The organism is Nocardiopsis suaedae, from assembly GCF_027706745.1.
GTDB classification, from domain to species: Bacteria; Actinomycetota; Actinomycetes; order Streptosporangiales; family Streptosporangiaceae; genus Nocardiopsis_A; species Nocardiopsis_A suaedae.
The window spans coordinates 1-21,892 of the sequence record NZ_JAQFWP010000001.1 but is presented as its reverse complement, the minus strand read 5'-3'; the positions used below and the strand labels follow the sequence as shown (position 1 = coordinate 21,892).

18 protein-coding genes are annotated in these 21,892 nt (G+C 74.3%); 8 read left to right on the top strand and 10 right to left on the bottom strand.

What is annotated here, in order from left to right:
- Window positions 1-86: 86 nt before the first annotated feature.
- The 5 genes from recX to O4U47_RS00070 form a co-directional block, all read right to left on the bottom strand.
- On the bottom strand, window positions 87-704 hold the full coding sequence (recX, locus tag O4U47_RS00090; protein ID WP_270674727.1) for a recombination regulator RecX: 618 nt from the start codon (window positions 702-704) through the stop codon (window positions 87-89).
- Complete coding sequence (recA, locus tag O4U47_RS00085) at window positions 697-1,866, bottom strand: recombinase RecA (protein ID WP_270674724.1); 1,170 nt, start codon at window positions 1,864-1,866, stop codon at window positions 697-699. Before recA ends, recX begins: the two co-directional genes overlap by 8 nt.
- Window positions 1,867-2,175: 309 nt before the next feature.
- Window positions 2,176-2,370, bottom strand: coding sequence for a DUF3046 domain-containing protein (locus O4U47_RS00080; RefSeq protein ID WP_270674722.1), 195 nt, complete (start codon window positions 2,368-2,370; stop codon window positions 2,176-2,178).
- 5 nt (window positions 2,371-2,375) lie between these two features.
- A complete protein-coding gene (locus tag O4U47_RS00075; RefSeq protein WP_270674720.1) occupies window positions 2,376-3,575 on the bottom strand; it encodes an MFS transporter in 1,200 nt (399 codons plus the stop codon).
- Between the two features lie 179 nt (window positions 3,576-3,754).
- Window positions 3,755-3,982 carry a DUF5957 family protein gene (locus tag O4U47_RS00070; RefSeq protein ID WP_270674718.1) on the bottom strand — a complete coding sequence of 76 codons (228 nt, stop codon included), beginning with the start codon at window positions 3,980-3,982 and terminating at the stop codon, window positions 3,755-3,757.
- Between the two features lie 252 nt (window positions 3,983-4,234).
- Between O4U47_RS00070 and O4U47_RS00065 the strand changes: the two genes are divergently transcribed.
- The 3 genes from O4U47_RS00065 to O4U47_RS00055 all read left to right on the top strand — a co-directional run bounded on the left by O4U47_RS00065 (window position 4,235) and on the right by O4U47_RS00055 (window position 10,885).
- On the top strand, window positions 4,235-8,896 hold the full coding sequence (locus O4U47_RS00065; protein WP_270674716.1) for an ATP-dependent helicase: 4,662 nt from the start codon (window positions 4,235-4,237) through the stop codon (window positions 8,894-8,896).
- 337 nt (window positions 8,897-9,233) lie between these two features.
- Window positions 9,234-9,788, top strand: a complete 555-nt coding sequence (locus tag O4U47_RS00060) for a GNAT family N-acetyltransferase (protein ID WP_270675277.1) — start codon at window positions 9,234-9,236, stop codon at window positions 9,786-9,788.
- Window positions 9,789-9,940: 152 nt separating this feature from the next.
- Complete coding sequence (locus O4U47_RS00055; protein WP_270674714.1) at window positions 9,941-10,885, top strand: oxidoreductase; 945 nt, start codon at window positions 9,941-9,943, stop codon at window positions 10,883-10,885.
- 394 nt (window positions 10,886-11,279) lie between these two features.
- Here O4U47_RS00055 and O4U47_RS00050 read toward each other — a convergent pair whose 3' ends face one another.
- Window positions 11,280-12,509, bottom strand: a complete 1,230-nt coding sequence (locus O4U47_RS00050; protein WP_270674711.1) for an ROK family transcriptional regulator — start codon at window positions 12,507-12,509, stop codon at window positions 11,280-11,282.
- 258 nt (window positions 12,510-12,767) lie between these two features.
- Here O4U47_RS00050 and O4U47_RS00045 point away from each other — a divergent pair, with 258 nt between their 5' ends.
- From O4U47_RS00045 to O4U47_RS00025, 5 genes are all read left to right on the top strand, one after another.
- Window positions 12,768-14,057 carry an extracellular solute-binding protein gene (locus O4U47_RS00045; protein ID WP_270674708.1) on the top strand — a complete coding sequence of 430 codons (1,290 nt, stop codon included), beginning with the start codon at window positions 12,768-12,770 and terminating at the stop codon, window positions 14,055-14,057.
- 136 nt (window positions 14,058-14,193) lie between these two features.
- Window positions 14,194-15,192, top strand: coding sequence for a carbohydrate ABC transporter permease (locus O4U47_RS00040; RefSeq protein WP_270674706.1), 999 nt, complete (start codon window positions 14,194-14,196; stop codon window positions 15,190-15,192).
- Window positions 15,189-16,130 (top strand): carbohydrate ABC transporter permease, encoded by a 942-nt coding sequence (locus O4U47_RS00035; protein ID WP_270674704.1) that lies wholly within the window; start codon window positions 15,189-15,191, stop codon window positions 16,128-16,130. Before O4U47_RS00040 ends, O4U47_RS00035 begins: the two co-directional genes overlap by 4 nt.
- 118 nt (window positions 16,131-16,248) lie before the next feature.
- Complete coding sequence (locus O4U47_RS00030) at window positions 16,249-17,718, top strand: glycoside hydrolase family 3 protein (RefSeq protein WP_270674703.1); 1,470 nt, start codon at window positions 16,249-16,251, stop codon at window positions 17,716-17,718.
- A gap of 299 nt (window positions 17,719-18,017) precedes the next feature.
- Entirely contained in the window at window positions 18,018-18,470 is a 453-nt protein-coding gene (locus O4U47_RS00025) for an RrF2 family transcriptional regulator (protein ID WP_270674693.1), read from the top strand.
- Window positions 18,471-18,543: 73 nt separating this feature from the next.
- Here O4U47_RS00025 and O4U47_RS00020 read toward each other — a convergent pair whose 3' ends face one another.
- The 4 genes from O4U47_RS00020 to rimO form a co-directional block, all read right to left on the bottom strand.
- Window positions 18,544-18,903, bottom strand: coding sequence for a helix-turn-helix domain-containing protein (locus O4U47_RS00020; protein WP_270674690.1), 360 nt, complete (start codon window positions 18,901-18,903; stop codon window positions 18,544-18,546).
- Between the two features lie 158 nt (window positions 18,904-19,061).
- Window positions 19,062-19,568, bottom strand: a complete 507-nt coding sequence (locus O4U47_RS00015; protein WP_408638907.1) for a CinA family protein — start codon at window positions 19,566-19,568, stop codon at window positions 19,062-19,064.
- On the bottom strand, window positions 19,565-20,152 hold the full coding sequence (gene pgsA / locus O4U47_RS00010) for a CDP-diacylglycerol--glycerol-3-phosphate 3-phosphatidyltransferase (protein ID WP_270674687.1): 588 nt from the start codon (window positions 20,150-20,152) through the stop codon (window positions 19,565-19,567). The genes O4U47_RS00015 and pgsA overlap by 4 nt, the downstream gene beginning before the upstream one ends.
- Window positions 20,149-21,573: a 30S ribosomal protein S12 methylthiotransferase RimO gene (rimO, locus tag O4U47_RS00005; protein ID WP_270674681.1), complete on the bottom strand. Its 1,425-nt coding sequence runs from the start codon at window positions 21,571-21,573 to the stop codon at window positions 20,149-20,151. Before rimO ends, pgsA begins: the two co-directional genes overlap by 4 nt.
- Between the last annotated feature and the right edge of the window lie 319 nt (window positions 21,574-21,892).

The window sequence follows — 21,892 nt, the reverse complement described above, 5'->3', positions numbered from 1 at the left end:
AGGGACCCTAAAACCGCGCCGGTAGCGTCGTTTTTCCCGAGATCGACACGGGGTGGGCCGGTACCGGGCCGCCGTGACGCACGGGGTCACAGATCGGGGTCGGGCAGCTCCAGGTCGGAGCCCTCGGCCTCGAGCTCTTCGCGGATGACGCGGTAGGCGAGGCCGGCGGGGTAGCCCTTGCGGGCGAGCATACCCATGGCCCGGCGGACGCGGACCGCGTCGTCACGGCCCCGGGTGCCCGCGAGCTTGCGCCGGACCAGGTCGCGGGCGGTGGCCTCCTCCTGGTCGGCGCTGATGTCGTCGACCGCGTCGCGCACGGTCTCCTCGTCCACGCCGCGCCGCCGCAGCTCCCCCGCCAGGGCGCGGCGGCCCAGACCGCGCCCGGTGTGCCGGGACTCCACCCACGCGGCGGAGAACGCGGCGTCGTCGATGAGGCCCACCTCGCCGAAGCGCTCCAGCACCGTCTCGGCGACCGGCTCCTCCACGCCGCGCGTGCGCAGCGCCTCGGCGAGCTGGGCGCGGGTGCGCGGGGCGACGGTGAGCAGGCGCAGGCAGACGGTGCGGGCGTAGGACTCGGGGTCCTCGTCGGCGGCGTGCTCCCCGTGGGCCTCCTGGTCCGGGGAGCGGGGGTCGGGCGCCGCGGCGGCGTCCGGACCCGGATCCGGTGGACCCTGGACGGTGCCAGGGTCCCCAGGATCACGCATCGGTGGCGGCGGCGGTGCTCTTGGCCTTCGCGGTGCGCTTGGCCGCGGGCTCCTTGGCCGCGCCCGCGGACGCACCGGCGGCGTCCTTGGCCGCGTCCTTGGCGGAGGCGTCCTTGGCCGGGTCGGCCGCGTCGGGAGCGGCGCCCGCCCCGGCGGCATCGTCGCCCTTCATGGGCACGCCCAGCTTCTCCTTGATCTTCTTCTCGATCTCCAGGGCCATGTCGGCGTTCTCCCGCAGGAAGTTGCGGGCGTTCTCCTTGCCCTGGCCGAGCTGGGTGCCCTCGTAGGTGTACCAGGCGCCGGACTTGCGGACGATGCCGTTCTCCACGCCCAGGTCGACCAGGCTGCCCTCGCGGGAGATGCCCACGCCGTAGAGGATGTCGAACTCGGCCTGCTTGAAGGGCGGGGCGGTCTTGTTCTTGACCACCTTGACCCGGGTGCGGTTGCCGACCGCGTCCGTGCCGTCCTTGAGCGTCTCGATCCGGCGCACGTCCATGCGCACCGAGGAGTAGAACTTCAGGGCCCGGCCGCCGGTGGTGGTCTCGGGCGAGCCGAACATCACGCCGACCTTCTCGCGGAGCTGGTTGATGAAGATCGCGGTGGTGCCGGTCTGGTGCAGGGCGCCGGCGATCTTGCGCAGGGCCTGCGACATCAGGCGCGCCTGCAGGCCGACGTGGCTGTCGCCCATCTCGCCCTCGATCTCGGCGCGCGGCACCAGCGCCGCCACCGAGTCCACCACCAGGATGGACACCGCGCCGGAGCGGATCAGCATGTCGGCGATCTCGAGGGCCTGCTCACCGGTGTCGGGCTGGGACAGCAGCAGGTCGTCGGTGTTGACGCCGATCTTCTTGGCGTACTCGGGGTCCAGCGCGTGCTCGGCGTCGATGAAGGCGGCGATGCCGCCCTCGCGCTGGGCGTTGGCCACCGCGTGCAGGGCGACCGTGGTCTTACCGCTGCTCTCGGGGCCGTAGACCTCGACGATGCGGCCGCGCGGGATGCCTCCGATCCCCAGGGCCACATCGAGCGAGATGGAGCCGGTCGGGATGGACTGGATCGGCGGGCGGTCGTCGTCGCCCAGGCGCATCACGGAGCCCTTGCCGAACTGGCGCTCGATCTGCGCGAGCGCGGTCTCCAGAGCCTTGTCTCGGTCTGCTGCTGCCACGGGGAACCCCTGTTGGGTCGGTGTCTTCTTCTTCATCTCGAAGGCGACGCTATGCGCTCGCCGCGACATTCCGCGACGGCGCCCGCCGCACTGTGGACGGCTCGCACCGTCCCCCTGACCGCGGGGCCCAGCGGCTCCCGCGTCCCGGTGGGCCTTCCCGGCCCTCGGGGTATCGCGCGCCACATCCGCGCACCCCGGACTCACCGACCACCTTACCCGAACTTCTGTTCGAGCGGGGGTCCGCCGCCCCGAACGCGTGTCGCGGGGCGGGTCCGGCCGCCGGTGCGGAGTACAGGGTCAGCGGCGGGGTCAGCGCACGGATTCGGGCAGGTCGAAGGCATCACAGACGCGCCGCCACACCTCCTTGGCCGGAGCGCCCTCGGCGAGGGCCTGGTTCACGGTCCGCGATCCCAGCCCTTCGATCACGTAGTCCTTGGCGAGGCTCGCCGCATACGCCTCGCCGAACTGCTCGTGCATGCGGTCCCAGAAAAGCGTCAGTCTCATCCCCATCAGTATCGCTCTGAACGGGGACCGCGCGCGCGTCGGCGCAGAGCCGGGACCACGGCAAGGAACCCGAGGGACGCGGCGGCGAACAGCGCCCCGGGTCCGGCGAACCCCGAACCGAGGCCGTAGGCCGCGAAGGTCGCGATCGCGACGCCCTCGGCTCCGAAGCCCGACATCGACACCACCGTGGCCCGCGCATCACCGGACACGGCGTCCTGCAGGCGCGTCTCCGCGATGACCGAGGCCCACGCGAACACGCCGAAGGCGGCCGACACCAGGAGAATCCCCGGCATGTGGCCGACGAGCGCGCCGACGGCCAACAGCAGGGCTCCGGCGGCCGCCAGAGGAGCGGCGCGGCGGCCGCCGCGCCCGGCCAGGCCTTCGCCCGCAGCGGCGGCGACGGCCGAGGGGACGAGGAGGAGCGGGACGAGTGCGGCGTCACCGGCGAACGAGAGCACCAGGAACGGCAGGTACTCCTCAAGGGCGTACAGGCCCATGAGCATCGCGACGGCGAACAGCGCCGGGCGCGCTCCGGGGGCGTGGCGGACCTCGGACAGGGCGGTGCGCATCACGTGGAGGTGGGGGCCGAGCCACTGGAACGCACCCTTCCGCTCCCCGGCGGTCTTCACCTGCCGACCGGTGCCCGTGCCGCCCTTACGGGGACGGGGTCCTTCGGGGAACGAGTACCCGATGGGCGCCGCCGCGAGCGCGGCCGCGATGCTCACCGTCCCCACGGCCGTGTATCCGCCGTGCGCCAGCAGGGGTGCCGCGGCGGCGGTGGCCGTGACCACGGCGATCGTTCCCAGCGCGCGGGAGCGTCCGATGAGGCGGGCATAGGCGGAGGCGGCCCCGGCCCGGTCGAGCTCGTCGTAGACGAGCGCTTGACGGGTGCCCGAGGTGATCGCCTCCCCGGTTCCCCAGAGCATGAACCCCGCGGCGAAGGCGGGGTAGACGGGGAAGAACGTCCACAGCGCGAAACCGGCGGCCGAGAGCAGCGGGGCCGCCGTGAGCAGGAACCGCCGCGGAACGAGGTCGGCGAGCACGCCGGAGGGGATCTCCAGGACGAAGGCCGTGAACGACCAGAGGATCAGCAGGCTGGAGATCTGCGTGGCGGAGAGGCCGCTGTCGGCGAAGAGAAGCGCGTACAGCGGGTAGAGGGGGATGAGGTCGACCAGGAAGGCGTGCGGGTAGAGGCTGCGCGCCATCCGGGCCACGGGTGAAGGTCAACATCGCCAGGTCATGGATGCAGCCTATGCCGGGGGCCCCGCGCCGGACAAGGCGTTATCCGGTCGCCTCATCGGACCGCTTCGGTTCATCGGCCGCCTTCGGTTCCTCGGGCCGTGCGACGCGGGCCGTGTCCCGGACGTGCGCCGCGCCGCCCGTCTCACCCCTCTCCTTCCGGGTCCTCGCGCCCCCTGCGCACCACGATGATCGGGACGGCCACCAGGCCGACCACCGCCAAGAGGTAGGGCAGAAGCCCCACGGCGACCACCCACGGCGTCGCGTCGGACACCCCGAGCAGCCCCATCGGGATGTGCACCAGCGCCGACACGGCGAAGCCGACGACCCATCCACCGAACAGGCCGAGCAGTGCGGCCCCAACGATTCTCATCCTCATCGTCCGTTCTGTTCCGCGCGATCCGCGCTTCCGGTGTCGGTCTCGCGGATGACCGTACGGACCAGGCGTCGGGCGACGCGTCGGCCTACGGGACCGAACCCGTGTACATCCCCGGATGCACACCTCGGCGACGATCTCGACGGAAGTGCTGCCCGACCGGCGATTTTGACAGCACTTCCGTCGAGATCGTCGCGGGCTTCCGCCCGCCTCCGGAGAACCGTCGTGGCCGCGTTGCACACTTGGGGCATGGCATACGACCCGGTCGAAAGGTTCTCGCCCGCGACCCGCGCCTGGTTCCGGTCCGCCTTCCCCGACGGGGCGACCCCGGCCCAGGAGGGCGCCTGGGCCCAGATCGAGAAGGGCGGCGACACCCTGCTGGTCGCCCCGACCGGGTCGGGCAAGACGCTCGCGGCGTTCCTCTGGTCGCTGGACCGGCTCACCACCGCTCCCCCGCCCGAGGAGCCCGCCGGACGCTGCCGGGTGCTGTACGTGTCGCCGCTCAAGGCGCTCGCGGCCGACATCGAGCGCAACCTGCGCGCCCCCTTGTCGGGCATCCGGCGCGAGGCCGAGCGGTCCGGCGCCGAGGTGCCGGACATCCGGGTCGGCATGCGCACCGGGGACACCCCGCAGAGCGAGCGGCGCGGCCTGGCCGCCGCTCCCCCGGACATCCTCATCACCACGCCCGAGTCACTGTTCCTGGTGCTGACCTCGCAGGCGCGCGCGGGGCTGGCCGGCGTGGAGACGGTCATCGTGGACGAGGTGCACGCCGTGGCCGGGACCAAGCGCGGCGCGCACCTGGCCCTGACCCTGGAGCGGCTGGACGCGCTGCTGGGACGGCGGGCACAGCGCATCGGGCTGTCGGCGACCGTGCGCCCGCACGAGACCGTGGCCGCCTTCCTGGGCGGCGCGCGTCCGGCCGCCGTGGTCGCGCCGCCGTCGGCGCCCCGGCTGGACCTGAGCATCACCGTTCCGGTGGAGGACATGGCCGACCTGGCCGCCTCGGGGGCGCCGGGGCGCACGGGAGGCACCGCCGAGGCCGACGCCAAGGCCCGCACCTCCCTCTGGCCGCACGTCGAGGAGCGGGTGCTCGACCTGGTGGAGGGGCACCGCTCGTCCATCGTCTTCACCAACTCGCGCCGCGTCGCCGAGCGGCTGTGCGCCCGGCTGAACGAGCTGGCGACCGAGCGGGCCCACGGGGAGCTGCCGCCGGAGGCGGTCCCCTCCGAGGTGCTGGGGCCGTCCGGGCCGAGCCGGGGCGCGGAGCGGGTCGTGGCGCGCGCCCACCACGGGTCGGTCTCCAAGGAGGAGCGCGCCGCCATCGAGGCCGACCTGAAGGAGGGGCGGCTGCCGTGCGTGGTGGCCACCTCCAGCCTGGAGCTGGGCATCGACATGGGCGCGGTGGACCTGGTGGTGCAAGTGGAGTCGCCGCCGTCGGTGGCCGGGGGGCTGCAGCGGGTCGGACGCGCGGGGCACCGCGTCGGCGAGGTGTCGCGCGGGGTGGTGTTCCCGAAGTACCGGGGCGACCTGCTGGCGTCGGCGGTGGTGGCCGAGCGGATGCGCGCCGGGGCCATCGAGGAGCTGGCGGTGCCCGCCAACCCGCTGGACGTGCTCGCCCAGCAGATCGTGGCGATGGCGTCGATGGACGCGTGGCGGGTGGAGGACCTGGCCTCCGTGGTGCGGCGGGCCGCCCCGTTCGCCGCGCTGCCCGACTCGGCCCTCACCGGCGTGCTGGACATGCTCTCCGGGCGCTACCCCTCCGACGAGTTCGCCGACCTGCGCCCGCGCCTGGTGTGGGACCGGGAGGAGGGCACGGTGTCCGGGCGGCCGGGGGCCCAACGGCTGGCGGTCACCAGCGGCGGCACCATCCCCGACCGGGGCACCTACGCGGTGCACCTGGCGGGGGCGGCCGGGTCGGGGCCCACCCGGGTGGGCGAGCTGGACGAGGAGATGGTGTACGAGTCGCGGGTCGGCGACGTGTTCGTGCTGGGCGCCACGGCCTGGCGGATCGAGTCGATCGACGCCGACCGGGTGCTGGTGGCGCCCGCCCCGGGCCGCCCGGGCCGGCTGCCGTTCTGGAAGGCCGACGCGGCGGGGCGCCCGCCGGAGCTGGGGCGGGCCATCGGCGCGCTCGCCCGGGAGCTCGGTGAGGCCGGGCCGGAGGGGTCCCGCGAGCGCGCCCGCGGGCTGGGGCTCGACGCGTGGGCGGCCGACAACCTCGCCGCGTACCTGGAGGAGCAGCGGGAGGCGACCGGGGCGGTGCCCGACGACCGCACGGTGGTGGTCGAGCGTTTCCGGGACGAGCTGGGCGACTGGCGGGTGGTGGTGCACTCGCCGCTGGGGGCCCGGGTGCACGGGGCGTGGGCGCTGGCGCTGGGCGCCCGGATCCGCGAGCGCTACGGGCTGGACGCCCAGGTGGTGCACGGCGACGACGGGATCGTGCTGCGGCTGCCGGACGTGGACGACGCCGAGCGGCTGCGCATCGCCGACCTGCTGTACCTGCCGCCGGAGGAGGCCGAGGACGCGGTGGCGGCCGAGCTGGGCGGCTCGGCGCTGTTCGCGGCCCGGTTCCGGGAGTGCGCGGCGCGGTCCCTGCTGCTGCCGCGCCGCAGGCCGGGGCACCGGATGCCGCTGTGGCAGCAGCGGCAGCGCTCGGCGCAGCTGTTGTCGGTGGCCGGGCGGTACGGGTCGTTCCCCATCGTGCTGGAGGCGGTGCGCGAGTGCCTGCGGGACGTGTTCGACGTGCCGGGGCTGGCCGCGCTGATGGGCGACATGCGGGAGCGGCGGGTGCGCGTGGTGGAGGTGGAGACGCCGCGCGCCTCCCCCTTCGCGCAGTCGCTGCTGATCGGGTACACGGCGGCGTTCCTGTACGAGGGCGACGCGCCGCTGGCGGAGCTGCGCGCGCAGGCGCTCACCCTGGACTCGGCGCTGCTGGCCGAACTGCTGGGCCGGGCCGACCTGCGGGAGCTGCTGGACGCCGGGGTGATCTCCGACGTGGAGGCGGCGCTGCAGCGGCTCACCCCCGAGCGGCGGGTGGACGGGCGCGGGCCCGAGGGCGCCGCCGACCTGCTTCGCGAGCTGGGGCCGCTCACCGGGGCGGAGGCGGCCGAGCGCGGGGCGCGGGCCACGTGGCTGGAGGGGTTGGAGGAGGCGCGGAGGGCGATCCGGGTCCGGGTGGCCGGTCAGGAGCGGTGGGCGGCCGTGGAGGACGCGGCGCGCCTGCGCGACGGCCTGGGAACGGCGCTGCCCGACTGGTTGGAGCTGGGGGCCGACTCTCCCTTCCCCGACACCGCCGCCGCGTTCACCCGGCCGGTCGAGGACCCGCTCGGCGATCTGCTGTCCCGGTTCGCGCGGACGCACGGGCCGTTCACCGCCGAGGACGCGGCGCACCGCTTCGGCCTGGGGCCGGCGGCGGTGCGCGAGGTGCTGCGGCGGCTGGCGGGCGAGGGCCGAGTGGTCGAGGGCGGCTTCCGGCCGGGCGGCGGCGGGAGCGAATGGTGCGACACGGGTGTGCTGCGCCGCCTGCGCAAGGGGTCGGTGCTGCGGCTCCGCAAGGAGGCCGAGCCGGTGCCGCAGCGCGCGCTGGGGCGGTTCCTCCCGGCGTGGCAGCACGTGTCGTCGCCGCTGAGGGGACCGGACGCGGTGTTCGAGGCGGTGGAGTCGCTGCGCGGGTGCCCGGTTCCGGCGTCCGCGCTGGAGACCCTGGTGCTCCCGGCGCGCGTACACGGGTACACGCCGTCGATGCTGGACGAGCTGACCCTTGCGGGCGAGGTGGTGTGGGCGGGCGTGGGCCCGATCGGCGGCAAGGACGGGTGGGTGTGCCTGGTCCCGGCCGAGGACGCGCCGGATCTGCTGCCCGACCCGGCGGACGTGGAAGGGTCGCCGCTGCACGACACCGTGGCGGAGGCGCTGGACGGCGGCGGCGCGCTGTTCTTCCGGGACATCGCCGACCGGGCCCAGCGCGCGCTGGGGACCGCGGCGGTCTCCGACGCCGCGCTGGTGGCGGCGGTGTGGGACCTGGTGTGGGCGGGGCGCTTGGGCAACGACACCCTGGGGCCGTTGCGCGCGCTTCTGGGCGCGGGAGGCTCAGGCCGCACAGGCTCCGGGGGTTCGCCGGCGCACCGGAGGCGGTCGCGGCGGCCGGTGATGCCCAGCCGGATGGGGCCGCCGACGGTGGCGGGACGCTGGTGGCGACTGCCGGAGCGGGAGGCGGACGCGACCAGGCGGGGGCTGGCGGCGGCGACGGCGCTGCTGGACCGGTACGGGGTGGTGACGCGCGGCCCGGTGGTGGCCGAGCAGGTGCGGCGGCGCACGGGGGAGCGGTCGGGCGGCGGGTTCAGCGCGGTGTACCCGGTGCTGCGGGGCATCGAGGAGGCGGGCAAGGCGCGGCGCGGGTACTTCGTGGAGGGGTTGGGCGCGGCCCAGTTCGCCCCGCCCGGGGCGGTGGACCGGCTGCGTTCGTTCACCGGGGACGCAGGGGGCTCCGAGGGCTCCGGAGCTTCGAGCGGGGACTCCGGGACGCCGCGCGGGGCCTCCGCCTCGCCTCCCGGGGACGGATCCCCACGCGTCCTGGCGGCGGCCGACCCGGCGAATCCGTACGGCGCCGCGCTTGCGTGGCCGGACAGCGAGGGCGGCCGCCCGTCGAGGAAGGCGGGGGCGATGGTGGTCCTGGACGACGGGGCGCCGACGCTGTACCTGGAGCGCGGCGGGAAGTCGGCGGTGACCTTCGGTTCCGGGGAGGCGGCCCTGGAGAGAGCGGCGTCGGCCCTGGCCGAGGCGGTCCGCAAGGGCGGCCTGGCGTCCCTGACCGTGGAACGCGCGGACGGAGGCGAGGTGTTCGGGACGCCGTTGGAACCGGCCCTGAAGAACGCGGGTTTCCACCCGACCCCGAAAGGGCTGCGGCTGAGGTAGACGGCGGCCTCGTGGCCTCCCGGAGAGGGGTGACACCCTGACCTGCAGCGCTGCCAGGCGAGGGCCGACAGCGCCGCCGCAGGGGCCGCCCGCCTCCCTCGCCGCCGCCATCCGCCCTGCACCCCGGCGGCCTGTCGGACGGGTAGGGCCGTGAGCGGGGTACCTGCTCCGATGGGGTTGGAACTGGCGGCGGAACCGAGAAAAGCGGAACCGAGGAGAACCGCGTGCCCCTGTCGCCCCCGCCCGGGATCATGGCGTGGTCCGATACAGCCCACCGCGCAAGGAGCCGACCACCGTGGCCACCCCGCCCTCGCCGCCCTCCCCCGTCGTGCGCGATATGCGTGAGACCGACCTCCCCCGGGTCGTCGAGGTCAGCCTTGCGGCGGACGGGATGTTCGCCGACGCCGGGATCGTGCTGCCCCCGGACGACCCCCGTGAACTCCTCGACCATGTCCTGGGCCCGCTTCAGGCCGACGGGACTCGGCGGGCGGCCGAACGGTTCGGGGCGGTACTGGTCGCCGAAACCCCCGGCGCCGGGGGCCGGGACGGACGGGAACGCGAGGTCGCGGGGCTCGCCGCCCTGATCGAGCTGGACGAGGCCGCCCACCTGGAGCAGATCGCCGTCCACCCCGGCCTCGGGCGGCGCGGGATCGGCGGGGCCCTCTTGGAAGCCGCCTGCACCCGCGCCCGGGACGCAGGGTTCGGCGCCCTTACCCTGACCACGTTCCGCGACCTGGCGTGGAACGCCCCCTGGTACGCGCGCCGGGGCTTCTCCGAGCTGCCCCGCCAGGCGTGGGGCCCCGCCCTGGCCGACCAGTGGCGGACCGAGGAGGAGGCGGGGATCCTCGTCGCCCCGCGCATCGCCATGCGGCGCCCCCTGGACCGGCGTTAGCCGCGTCGCCGCGCCCCAGGGTCTTCGCCAGGGCCCAGGGACTCGACCGCGGCGGGCACGCCGAGGGCGCGACCGAATGTGACATCTTCCATTGGCTCGATGCCGCTTGTAGCGTTCTGTCGCACACGCCCCACCGACGAGCGGAGGACCCGATGGGGGACACCCCCTGGCGCCCCACGGACGCGCCGCGGCTGGACGGGCGGGTGGCCGTGGTCACCGGCGCCAATAGCGGGATCGGCTTCCAGACCGCGCGGCTGCTCGCCCACCTCGGCGCGCGCACCGTCCTGGCCTGCCGCAGCCCCGAGCGGGGCGGACGCGCCCTCGAACGCCTCCTGGCCGAGGTGCCCGGCGCCGACGCCGGACTCGCCCCGCTCGACCTGGCCGACCTGGCGTCGGTGCGCGCCTTCGCCGACAAGCCGCCCGCCGACCGGATCGACCTGCTGGTGAACAACGCCGGGGTGATGGCGCTGCCCTACCGCACCACCGCCGACGGCTTCGAGATGCAGTTCGGCACCAACCACCTGGGCCACTTCGCCCTCACCGGCCTGCTGCTGCCGCGCCTGCTCGCCTCCGGCGCACCGCGCGTGGTGACCGTCAGCAGCGAGCTGCACCGGGTCGGCCGCCCCCGCTTCGGCGGCGCCCACCGGCCGGACGGCGACGGACCGGACCGTTACGGCCGGTGGTCCGCCTACGCCCGCTCCAAGCTGGCCAACCTGCTGTTCAGCGCCGAGCTGCACCGGCGGGCCGAGCACGCCGGCGCCCCGCTGCTGTCGGCGGCGGCCCACCCGGGCATGGCCGCGACCGACCTGGCCGCCGTCGGCCCGTCGCTGGAGGGACGGGCCGGTCTCGGGGCCCTGCTCGCGCGGGGCGCGGGCACCATCGGCCACTCGGACCTCGGCGGCGCCCTGGCCAGCGTGCGGGCGGCCGTCGACCCGGGGGTGCGGGGCGGGGCCTACGTCGGGCCGAGGGGCTTCTTCGGCCTTCGCGGCGGCCCGCGCTTCTGCGGCCGGAGCACCGCCGCCCGCGACAGCGGGGCGGCCGCCGACCTGTGGTCCCGGTCGGAGAAGCTGACCGGCGTCTCCTACACCTGGGTTTGAAGGCTCCCCTGCCGGAAGGCGGAGGGATTCCCGCCTCCATGGCGTGCACGGGGTTCACGGCTCAGGCAACCGCCCGGACCAGCATCACACGCACGAGCCCGCGCGTCCCGTGGCGGTCTCGGGGATCGGCGCTGTTACCGCGGCGGCGTGCTGATCGCTGATGGGGGAGTGCGGCCGGGGCAGGGGCCGTGACACCGGGGCGCGGCCGGGTGCTGGTGGGCCGAAGTCCTTCATCGTCTCGGTGATGGTGTTGCGGGGGCCGTGACACCGGGGCGCCGCCGGGTGCTGGTGGACACGCGAGGCCAGGGCGCGTCCCGGGCGGCCCGGTCGCCCCGCCCCCGGCGCGTGGTCCCCCTCCCCCGATCGGCCCGGCCCGAGGCCGACGGGCGGGGGTTCATTCGGCGACCGCGGCGTACAGCTCCTCTCGGGCGTTCTCCAAGGCCAGCAGCAGCGCCCCGCGCAGCACGGGCTCCTCCACCCGGCCGACGCCCACCTCCGGCGCGTTCGGGCCGATCGCGGGGACCGACTCGGCGACGCGGCGGGCCAGCTCCTCGCCGCCCGCGCGGGCCACCTCCCCGCCCAGGACCACCAGCCCCGGGTCCAGCACCACGCACACCGACGCCACGCCCCGGGCGATGCGGTCGGCCAGCTCGTCCAGGAAGGCCGCGCCGGTCCCCTCCGGCTCCTCGGCCGCCGACGCGCGGGCCGCCGCTATCACCTCGGCGGCGCCGGCACCGGAGTCCGCGCCGGTGATGCCGTGCTCACCCGCCAGCGCCACGATCTCGCGGCCGCCGACCAGCGACTGGAACCCGTGGTCGATGCCGCCGTCCTGCAGGCGCAGCGACGCGAACCCGCCGGGCCGCCCCACCTCGCGCGGGAGCGGGGCGCCGGGCACCGGGAGGTAGCCGATCTCGCCCGCGCCGCCCGAGCGGCCGCTGCGGATCCGCCCGTCCAGCATGATCGCCATGCCAACGCCGCCGGACAGCCACATCAGCGCGAAGTCCCGCTCGTCGCGGGCCGCCCCCTCGGCGTGCTCGGCCATCGCGGCCAGGTTGACGTCGTTCTCGATCAGCACCGGCCGCCCCAGCTCGGTGCCGAGCGCGTCGAACACCCCTTCCAGCCAGGCGTGCAGGTCGAAGGAGAAGCGCACGGCCCCGGTGCGCGGGTCGACCACGCCCGGGGTGCCGATGACGCAGGCGTTGAGCCGCTCGGGCGGCACGCCCGCGCTCTCCACGAGCTTGGCCACCAGGCCGCACACCGCCCCCACGGGGTCGGAGGCGGTCGAGGGGTCGACGCTTCCCTGTTCCACCACCGTGCCGGTGATGTCGGCGACGGCGGCGGTGGCCTCGGCGGCCCCCACCTCCAGCGCCACCGCGTAGGCGGCGGAGGGCACCGCCTCGTACAGCGCGGCGTTGGGTCCGCGGCCGCCGGCCTTGCTCCCCGCGACCCGCACCAGGCCGCGCTCCTCCAGGCGGGAGAGCAGCTGCGAGGCGGTCACCTTGGACAGCCCCGTCTCCCGCCCGAGCTGGGTGCGCGTCAGCGGCCCCGACGTCAGGAGGAGCTCCAGCGCGGCACGGTCGTTGAGCTGGCGCAGCAGCCGCGGGGTCCCCGGGCGTCGAGACATAACCGTGACACCCCCATCCCTATTAGTTAAGAAAGTTTCCTGTTAGTTTATCGCCAACGTGAACCAGGTCTCGTTCACGCCCCGTCCCCGGGACCGCCGAGGGCCGGGAGCGGGGCGCGACCGAACGGCGTACCAGAGCTATACCAGCTTGCACTCAGGACGAAGCCCGCACAGCGTTCGTAGCCGACCCAAAGATGACCGGGGGCGTCTTCTTCGACGCACGTCGCGCGCGTGGCGACGCGTGAAGGGAGAGTACGAGTGAGATTCCCGAAGATCGCAGCCGTTCCGGCGGTTGTTCTCCTCGCGGCCGCCTGCGGCGGAGGGGGCGGCGGCGGGGGCGCCGACCCCGCCGGCGCGCCCGACAGCCTGACCGTGTGGGTCATGGGCACCGCCCAGGACCCCCTCGTCGAGTACTTCGACGGCATCGAGAAGCGCTACCAGGAGACCTACCCCGACACCACCGTCGAGGTGGAGTTCGTCCCCTGGGAGGACGCCCAGGAGTCCATCACCAACGCGATGGCCGGAGGCGACGCCCCGGACGTCCTGGAGGTCGGCAACGACCAGACCTCCAACTGGGCCCAGCAGGGCGCGCTGCTCGCGCTGGACGAGCACATCGCCGACTGGGGGGCCACCGGCGACCTGGACCAGGGCGCCCTGGAGTACGGCCAGTACGACGGCGCCCAGTACGGCATCCCGTGGTTCGCCGGTGTGCGCACCCTCTACTACCGCTCGGACTGGCTGAGCGACATGGACATGGAGCCCCCGGCGACCTGGGACGAGCTCGTCGAGGTCTCCACCGCCATCGAGGAGGAGCAGGGCGTTCCCGGCTTCGCCGCGCCCACCGACTTCACCAACGGCATCGCCAGCTTCATCTGGAGCAACGGCGGAGAGATCGCCACCCAGGAGGGCGGCGAGTGGCAGGGGCAGCTCACCAGCGCCGAGGCCAAGGAGGCCGTCGAGTTCTACGCCGGGCTCACCTCCGAGGAGGAGATCTCGCCGCAGTCCTACGTCGGTGAGAACGAGCTGGTCCCGCTGGCCGACATGGCCAACGGCGAGCTCGGCATGTACATCGACGGCAGCTGGGCCATGGGCCAGATGGAGGAGCAGGCCGAGGACCCGGCCCTGCTGGAGGAGATCTCCGCCGCCCCCATGCCCGGCGCCGAGGGCATCGCCCCGGCCTTCGCGGGCGGCTCGGCCCTGACCGTCTTCTCCACCACCGAGTACCCCGAGCACGCCACCGAGCTGCTCAAGGTGATGGGCGACAAGGAGGGCGGCAAGGGCTACGCCGACGCCGCCGGCTACTTCCCGGCCTACCCCGAGCTGCTGAACGACCCGGCCTACCAGGAGGACCCTGTCAAGGCCGCGGGCGCCCAGCAGATGGAGCACACCGAGTTCTTCCCGGCCACCCCGCGCTGGAACGCCGCCGACCAGGACCAGGCGATCCTGCCCTCGGCGGTGCTGGAGATCGTCCAGGGCGGCGACGTGGACGAGGTCATGGAACAGGCCAACAAGGACCTGACCGAGACCCTCAACGAGGAAGTGGAGTAGCACCCCGGCCCCGACGGGCCCACCCACAGGCGGGGCGGCCGCCGCCCCTCACGGCCGCCCCGCCGCCCCGCGCCCCACTGCCCCGGATCCCACCGCACCGGCCCCCCACGCCACCGTCGAATCGAGAAGTCCCGCCATGGCCCAGACCGTGAAAACGGCGCCGCCCGACGACCGGGCGCCTGAGCCCGAGCCCCGCCCCGGGGCCGGGCCCCGCCGCGGCCCGCGCCTCAGGATCGGCGCGCCCTACCTGCTCATCGCCCCGACCCTGGTCATCCTCGCCGTCGTGCTGCTCTGGCCGATCGTGCAGATGGTCTGGTACTCGGTGCACGGGTTCACCACCCGCCACCTGCTGCCGAACGCGCCCGCCCCCGAGTTCAAGGGGCTGGAGTACTACGGGCGGCTGCTGTCGGACCCGGAGTTCTGGACCATCCTGCGCAACACCGTGGTGGTGACCGTCCTGATGGTCGGCGTCACCATGGGGCTGGGCACCCTGGTGGGCATCCTGCTGAACAAGCTGCCCAAGTGGTTCTCCGCCGTCGTGGCGGTCGGCATGATGCTCGCCTGGGCCACCCCCGCCATCAGCGCCTCGCTGATCTTCCGCTGGCTGTTCATGCCCGACCGGGGCCTGGTCAACGTCGCCCTGGACGCGCTGCCCGACTGGCTGGTGGGCTCGGGCTGGCGGGAGTACAACTGGTTCCTCGAACCGGTTCCGCTGTTCAGCGTGCTGATCCTGGTGATCGTCTGGCAGTCGTTCCCGTTCATCGCGGTCTCGGTGCTGGCCGGGCTGAAGAGCATCCCCTCGGAGCTGTACGAGGCCGCCCGGGTGGACGGCGCCGGGCCCTGGCGCAGCTTCTGGAGCGTCACCTTCCCGATGCTGCGGCCGCTGTTCGCGCTGCTGATGGTCCTGCAGATCATCTGGGACCTGCGGGTGTTCACCCAGCTCTACATCCTCGCCAACGGCTTCCAGAACAAGTCCGTGTACCTGCTCAGCTACTACATCTACCAGCAGGGCTTCAGCGCCAGCCCGCCGAACTACGGCATGGGCTCGGCCATCGCGGTGGTGATGACCGTGATGATCCTCGCCGTCACCGCCTACTACCTGCGCATCATGATCCGCCAGGGGGAGACCCGATGACCGCCACCGCGACCCGCGCCCACCGGGCGACCCGCGCCCGCAGCGCCGACCGGGCGCCCCGCCGCCGGCGCTCGCCCGCCGCCCGGCTGCGCAGCGCCGGGCTGTACCTGGCCGGAACGGCCGTGCTGCTCTTCTCGGTCTTCCCCGTGTACTGGATGGTCGCCACCGCGGTGCGCTCCCAGGGCGAGATCTTCTCCCGCGACCAGTCGGTGTTCCCCCGGACCCTGACCACCGAGCACTTCGACCGGGTGGTCAACGGCGAGCTGCTGCCCGGGGTGAGCTTCTGGCAGTTCCTGGTCAACAGCCTGACCGTCACCCTGGGGTCGGTGGCCGTGGCCGCGCTGCTGTCGCTGCTGGCCGCGGTGGCCGTGGCGCGCTTCCGCTTCCGGCTGCGCACCGCCTTCATCATCCTGCTGATGGTGATCCAGATGGTGCCGATGGAGGCGATGATCATCTCCATCTTCATCAACTTCCGGCGTATCCAGGACGGCACCGGGATCACCATGCTCGGCAACCTCACCGGCATCCTCGTCGTCTACACCGCCGTCGCCCTGCCGATCACCATCATGATGCTGCGCGGGTTCGTCGCGGCCGTCCCCAAGGAGCTGGAGGAGGCCGCCGCCATCGACGGCGCCTCCAATGCGGTGATCTTCTGGCGCATCCTGATGCCGCTGGTGGCCCCGGGCCTGGTGGCGGCCAGCATCTTCGCCTTCATCACCGCCTGGAACGAGTTCATCGTCGCGCTGACCTTCCTGGGGCGCAGCACCGACTACTACACGCTCCCGCTCACCCTGTCCTACTACTTCGGCCGGACCGGGACCGAGTGGGGCGCCATCATGGCCGCCTCCACACTGCTGACCATCCCGGTGATGGTCTTCTTCCTCTTCGTGCAGCGGCGCATGGTCTCCGGCCTGACCATGGGCGCGGTCAAGGGCTGAGCCCCGCCGCGTCCGGCCGCGCCCGCGCGGCTCCCCTCCCGCGCGGGCGCCCTCCCCTGTCCGCACCCGCTCACTCTGCGCGCCCGCGTGCGGCGCACCCGCAACGAACGGAGCCCTCATGCCTGCGGATCCGACCCTGGACCGCCTCGCCAACGCCACCCTGCTGGTGCCCTTCGAGTCGACGGCCGCCCCCCGCTGGCTCCTCGACGGCCTGGCCGACGGGATCGCCGGGGTGTGCCTGTTCCACAACAACATCGACCTGTCGGACGGGCCGGAGGCGCTGAAGGGGCTCACCCGCGCCCTGGCCGATGTGGGCGGGGACCCACTGATCTCCCTGGACGAGGAGGGCGGCGACGTCACCCGCATCGGGCAGGCGGCCGGGAGCGGCTACCCGGGCAACGCCGCCCTGGGCGCCGTGGACGACACCGCGCTGACCGAGGACGTGCACACCGCCCTCGGCGCCGAGCTGCGCGGCCTGGGCCTGACCGTGGACCTGGCGCCCTCGGTGGACGTCAACACCGCCGCCGACAACCCGGTGATCGGCACCCGCTCGTTCGGCTCCGACGCCGCCCTGGTGGCCCGGCACGGCGCCGCGGCGGTGCGGGGCCTGCAGGCGGCCGGGGTGGCCGCCGCGGCCAAGCACTTCCCCGGCCACGGCGCCACCGAGCTGGACTCGCACCTGGACCTGCCGTCCGTGGACGCCTCCGCCGAGCTGCTGCGCGAGCGGGAGCTGCGGCCGTTCCGCGCGGCCGTGGAGGCGGGCGTGCTGGCGGTGCTCACCGCCCACATCACCCTGCCCGCCCTAGGGGTGGACGGCCCGGCCACGCTCAGCCGCCGGGCCCTGGTGGAGGTGCTGCGCGGCGAGCTCGGCTTCACCGGCATGGTGATCAGCGACGCCCTGGACATGGACGGGGTGCGCCGGCCGATCGGCATGCCCGAGGCCTCGGTGCGCGCCCTTGAGGCCGGGTGCGACCTGCTGTGCCTGGGGCGGTACAGCTACGCCGACGAGGTGGCGGCGGTGCGCGCGGCCATCGTCGAGGCGGTGCGGTCGGGGCGGATGCCGGCCGCGCGGCTGGAGGAGGCCGCCGAGCGGACGGCGGCCGTGCGCCGGTGGACCGCGGCGCAGGGGGCGCCCCCGCAGATCCCCTCCGACCTTGGGCTGGACGGGGCGCGGCGCGCCGTGCAGGTGGTGGGGGAACCGCTCTCCCCCGCGGACCTGGCCGACCCGGTCGTGGTCGAGCTGGACGCCCCGGCCGGCATCGCCGTGGGCGAGGTGCCCTGGGGCCTGGCGCCGTGGTTCCCGGACACCGAGCGGATCACGGCCGAGGAGGACGCCCCGTCCCGGGTGCTGGCCCGGGCCTCAGGGCGCCCCTTGGTGGCCGTGGTGCGCGACGCCCATCGCTTTCCGGCGACCCGGGAGTTCGTGTCGGCGCTGTGCCGTGTGCGGCCGGACGCGGTGGTCGTGGAGATGGGGCTGCCGGTCTGGCGCCCCGAGTGCCGCACCCACGTCCGCAGCCACGGCGCCGCCCGGGTCAACGGCCAGAGCGTGGCCGAGCTGCTGGGCGGGGTCCCGGCCCCGGTGCGCTGAGCCCTCTCCCCCAGCCCCTGGCCCGCCCGCGGAGCATCGGAGCCGGGGAGGGCCCAGGCCGAGGGCCCTCCCCGGCTCCGATGCTCGGTTAGGCTGGAATGCGGACCGGTTCCGGTGCACGGCCCGCGAGGCCCGTCCGGCCGTCCCGCTCCGCGCCCCGGCGCCCTGCCGCGCCCGTGGTCGGCGCGGTCCCGACGACGACCCCTGGAGGCGCCCCATGGCCCCGACCACGCCCGCGGCGGCGCCACACCGCCGCCCCTTTGAACCGGACTCCCTTCGATTCACGGCATAATCGCAGCATGCGCCTTTCTGCCCGGGTCGACTACGCGTTGCGCGCCGCAGCCGAACTCTCCGCCGCCAGCGGCGGACCGGTGACGGCCGAGCAGCTCGCGCGTTCCCAGGCCATACCCGGAAAATTCCTTGAGAACATCCTCACCCAGTTGCGCCGCGCCGGCCTGGTGCGCAGCCAGCGCGGCCCGGTCGGCGGGTACTGGCTGGCCCGCCCGGCGGCCGAGATCTCCCTGGCCGACATCATCCGCGCGGTGGACGGCCCTCTGGCCAACGTGCGCGGGGAGCGCCCTGAGGACGTCGACTACGACGGCGCGGCCCGCAGCCTGCAGATGGTGTGGATCGCCCTGCGCGCCAGCGAGCGGTCGATCCTGGAGAGCGTGAACCTGGAGCACCTGTCCACCGGCAAGCTGCCCGACGGCGTCCGCCGCCTGGCCGAGGACCCCGACGCCTGGATGAGCTGACCCGAGCGCGCACGACGGCGGCGCCCCCGAGGGGTCGGGGGCGCCGCCGTCGTCGCGTCGGGGACGCGCGGGATCAGACGCCGACCATGTCCACCACGTCGGGGACCCGGTCGGGAACCTGGTCGATGTCGAGGCGGTCGTCGGAGGGCACGGGCTCGGCCGGGACCGATCCGCCGAGCATCGCCGCCTCCTGCAGTTCGGCGAGCGCGAGCTGGTCGGCGACCTCCCGCAGCACTTGGGACAGGGGGACGCCGAGGGCCGTGCAGATCGAGGAGAGCAGCTCCGAGGAGGCCTCCTTCTGCCCGCGTTCGACCTCGGAGAGATAGCCGAGGGAGACCCGGGCCTCTGCCGACACCTCGCGGAGGGTGCGGCCCTGTCGCTGCCGAAGCCGCCGTAGCACGTCACCGAGCAGGTGACGAAGCAGGACCATCATTCGCGCTCCCTCCCAGCGGTAGCGACCATCATGAAAACACCGTACCTGTCCGCTGCCTGATCGTCGCACCTCGCGGCCAGCTTGTTCGCTGGAGGGGTAACACGATCTTGGTGTCGGTTTGTTCCCCGGCAGAAGCGTCTTGAACGGCCGCGGGCCGCCTATTGTGGCCGATCCGGCGCGGCGGCCCTGGTCAGGGCGCGCAGCGCCAGCAGCGCGGTGGCCCTGCGGACCGCGTCCCGGCCGCCGTCCAGATCGAAGCACTCCACCCTGGTCGCGGCCCCGCGGACGGCCACCGCCGCGTACACCCGGCCGACCGGGTTGCCGTCCTGCGGCTCGGGTCCGGCGACCCCGGTGACGGCGAGGCCGAATCCGGCCGCCAGGGCGGAGCGCGCCCCCTCGGCCATCGCGGCCGCCACGTCGGGGTGCACGGCCCCCTCCCGCGCCAGCAGGTCCGCGGGCACGCCGAGGAGCCCGGACTTGGCCCCGGTGGCGTAGGAGACGACCCCGCCCCGGTAGACGGCCGAGGCGCCGGGCACCGCGGTGACGCAGGCGCCGATGAGGCCGCCCGTCAGCGACTCCGCGGTGGCGAGCGTCCCCCCGGCGGCGCCCACGGCGGCGAGCGCGGCCTCGGCGGCCGCGCGCAGCTCCCCGTCGCCCGGGGTCAGCCCTGCTCCCCCGACTGCGGCTTGCGGCGCAGCCGGTAGGCCTGGAAGACGTAGTCGCCGCCGGTCCACAGGGTGACCGCCAGGGCGGCGCCCATGAGGATGTGCGCGACGATCTGCAGCGGGTCCGGCAGCGGGAACAGGTAGACGGCGATGGCGACGACCTGGAGCACCGTCTTGAGCTTGCCGCCCCGGCTGGCGGGGATGACCCCGTACCGGATGACGGCGAAGCGCAGCAGGGTGATGCCGAACTCGCGCACCAGGATGGCGATGGTCACCCACCACCACAGGTCGCCGAGCAGGGACAGCACCACCAGGGCCGAGCCCGTCAGGGCCTTGTCGGCGATCGGGTCGGCGATCTTGCCGAAGTCGGTGACCAGGTTGCGGCGCCGGGCCAGCTCGCCGTCGACGCGGTCGGTGACGGCGGCCACCACGAACACCGCGAACGCGGCGTAGCGCCACCCGGTCTCCGGGAGGAACATGAACACCACGAACAGCGGGACCATCACCAGCCGCACCATGGTGAGCACGTTGGCGATGTTCCAGACCGGCGGTGCGGGGGCGGGCACGGATTCCTGCGCGTTCATCGGGCGTCCGAACGGTCGGCGGCGTCGGCGACCAGGTCCACGCCCATGGCCTCGACGACGGTGGCGGGCACGATGTCGCCCGGGGCGAGCCCGGTGCCGCGCACCAGGGTGCTCCCGTCCACCTCGGGCGCCTGGTGGGCGGAGCGGCCCTCATAGGTGCCGTCGCCCAGGTCGGTCTCGACGAGGACGTCCACGCGGGCGCCGACGCGCTCCTCGGAGCGCTGCGCCATGAGCTCCTCGGCCAGCCGGTTCAGGCGGTCGACGCGCTCGGCGACGACCTCCTCGGGCACCTTGCCGTCCAGGTCGGCGGCCTCGGTGCCGTCCTCGTCGGAGTAGCCGAAGACGCCGATCGCGTCCAGCCGCGCCTCCTGCAGGAAGGCGGTGAGCTCGGCGAAGTCCTCCTCGGTCTCGCCGGGGAAGCCGACGATGAAGTTGGAGCGGGCTCCGGCCCCGGGGGCCTTGGCGCGGACGGTCTCCAGCAGCTCCAGGAACCGCTCCCGGTCGCCGAAGCGGCGCATCCGCCGCAGCAGCGGACCGCTCGCGTGCTGGAAGGACAGGTCGAAGTAGGGGGCCACTCCGGGCGTTCCGGCCAGCACGTCGACCAGGCCGGGGCGGACCTCGGCGGGCTGCAGGTAGCTGGCCCGGACCCGCTCGATGCCCTCGACGCCGGCCAGGCGCGGCAGCAGCGACTCCAGGGCCCGCAGGTCCCCCAGGTCCTTGCCGTAGGAGGTGGAGTTCTCGCTGACCAGGAAGAGCTCGCGGACGCCCTGCCCGGCGAGCCATTCGGCCTCGCGCACGACGTCGTCGGGGCGCCGGGAGATGTAGGCCCCGCGGAAGGCGGGGATGGCGCAGAAGGTGCAGCGCCGGTCGCAGCCGGAGGCGATCTTCAGGTTCGCGACGGGCCCTCCGGCCAGGCGCTTGCGCGGCACCCGGGGGCCGGACGCGGGGGCCACCCCTTCCGGCAGCGGGTCGAACCCGCCGTGCCCCGGCACCTGCACGTCCGAGTCCTGCCGCTCCGCCGGGCTGATGGGCAGCAGCGTCCGCCGGTCGCGCGGATCGTGCGGGACCAGCGCGCGGCCCTCCAGGACGTCGTCCAGGCGGCCGGAGATCTCGCCGTAGTCGTCGAAGCTCAGCACCTGGGCCTCGGGCATGGCCTCGGCCAGGTCCTTGCCGTAGCGCTCGGCCATGCAGCCGGCGGCGACCACCTTGGCCCCGCCCTCGGCGGCGCCAAGGAGGGCGTCGATGGAGTCCTGCTTGGCGGCCTCGATGAAGCCGCAGGTGTTCACCACGACGACGTCGGCCCCGTCACCGTCGACGAGCTCCCAGCCCCCGTCGGCGAGGCGGCCGGCGATTTCTTCGGAGTCGACCTCGTTGCGCGCACAACCGAGGGTGACGAGCGAGACGGTACGTCGGGATGACATGGCTTCCAAGGTTCGAGGGATTGTGGAGAGCCCCGGGTCGCGGGATCACGACAGGTGACCGACACGGGCGGGTCGGTTGACTCCTGTCACATACAGCATAAGACCCTGACCGGTCCCTGAAACCCGCCGGTCCCCGAGACCCGCCGTCACCCGGGGCAGTCGGGGGCCACGAGGCGAGGCGGGCGGCCCTTGCGGTAGTGCTGTCGGCTGCACGGTGGGTGCGTGGTCACCGTCACGGGCGGCGACGGCGAGAGCGGGGTGGTTTGTTTCGTTCCGGGTGTGATGGAGGCTCTCACCCCTGGGAAGGATGAGAGACATG

Excerpts from the sequence above, each read along its gene's own strand:
- recX (WP_270674727.1), bottom strand. The coding sequence starts at position 704 with ATGCGTGATCCTGGGGACCCTGGCACCGTCCAGGGTCCACCGGATCCG.
- O4U47_RS00080 (WP_270674722.1), bottom strand. The coding sequence starts at position 2,370 with ATGAGACTGACGCTTTTCTGGGACCGCATGCACGAGCAGTTCGGCGAG.
- O4U47_RS00075 (WP_270674720.1), bottom strand. The coding sequence starts at position 3,575 with ATGGCGCGCAGCCTCTACCCGCACGCCTTCCTGGTCGACCTCATCCCC.
- O4U47_RS00070 (WP_270674718.1), bottom strand. The coding sequence starts at position 3,982 with ATGAGAATCGTTGGGGCCGCACTGCTCGGCCTGTTCGGTGGATGGGTC.
- O4U47_RS00065 (WP_270674716.1), top strand. The coding sequence starts at position 4,235 with ATGGCATACGACCCGGTCGAAAGGTTCTCGCCCGCGACCCGCGCCTGG.
- O4U47_RS00060 (WP_270675277.1), top strand. The coding sequence starts at position 9,234 with ATGCGTGAGACCGACCTCCCCCGGGTCGTCGAGGTCAGCCTTGCGGCG.
- O4U47_RS00055 (WP_270674714.1), top strand. The coding sequence starts at position 9,941 with ATGGGGGACACCCCCTGGCGCCCCACGGACGCGCCGCGGCTGGACGGG.
- O4U47_RS00050 (WP_270674711.1), bottom strand. The coding sequence starts at position 12,509 with ATGTCTCGACGCCCGGGGACCCCGCGGCTGCTGCGCCAGCTCAACGAC.
- O4U47_RS00040 (WP_270674706.1), top strand. The coding sequence starts at position 14,194 with ATGGCCCAGACCGTGAAAACGGCGCCGCCCGACGACCGGGCGCCTGAG.
- O4U47_RS00035 (WP_270674704.1), top strand. The coding sequence starts at position 15,189 with ATGACCGCCACCGCGACCCGCGCCCACCGGGCGACCCGCGCCCGCAGC.
- O4U47_RS00030 (WP_270674703.1), top strand. The coding sequence starts at position 16,249 with ATGCCTGCGGATCCGACCCTGGACCGCCTCGCCAACGCCACCCTGCTG.
- O4U47_RS00025 (WP_270674693.1), top strand. The coding sequence starts at position 18,018 with ATGCGCCTTTCTGCCCGGGTCGACTACGCGTTGCGCGCCGCAGCCGAA.
- O4U47_RS00020 (WP_270674690.1), bottom strand. The coding sequence starts at position 18,903 with ATGATGGTCCTGCTTCGTCACCTGCTCGGTGACGTGCTACGGCGGCTT.
- pgsA (WP_270674687.1), bottom strand. The coding sequence starts at position 20,152 with ATGAACGCGCAGGAATCCGTGCCCGCCCCCGCACCGCCGGTCTGGAAC.
- rimO (WP_270674681.1), bottom strand. The coding sequence starts at position 21,573 with ATGTCATCCCGACGTACCGTCTCGCTCGTCACCCTCGGTTGTGCGCGC.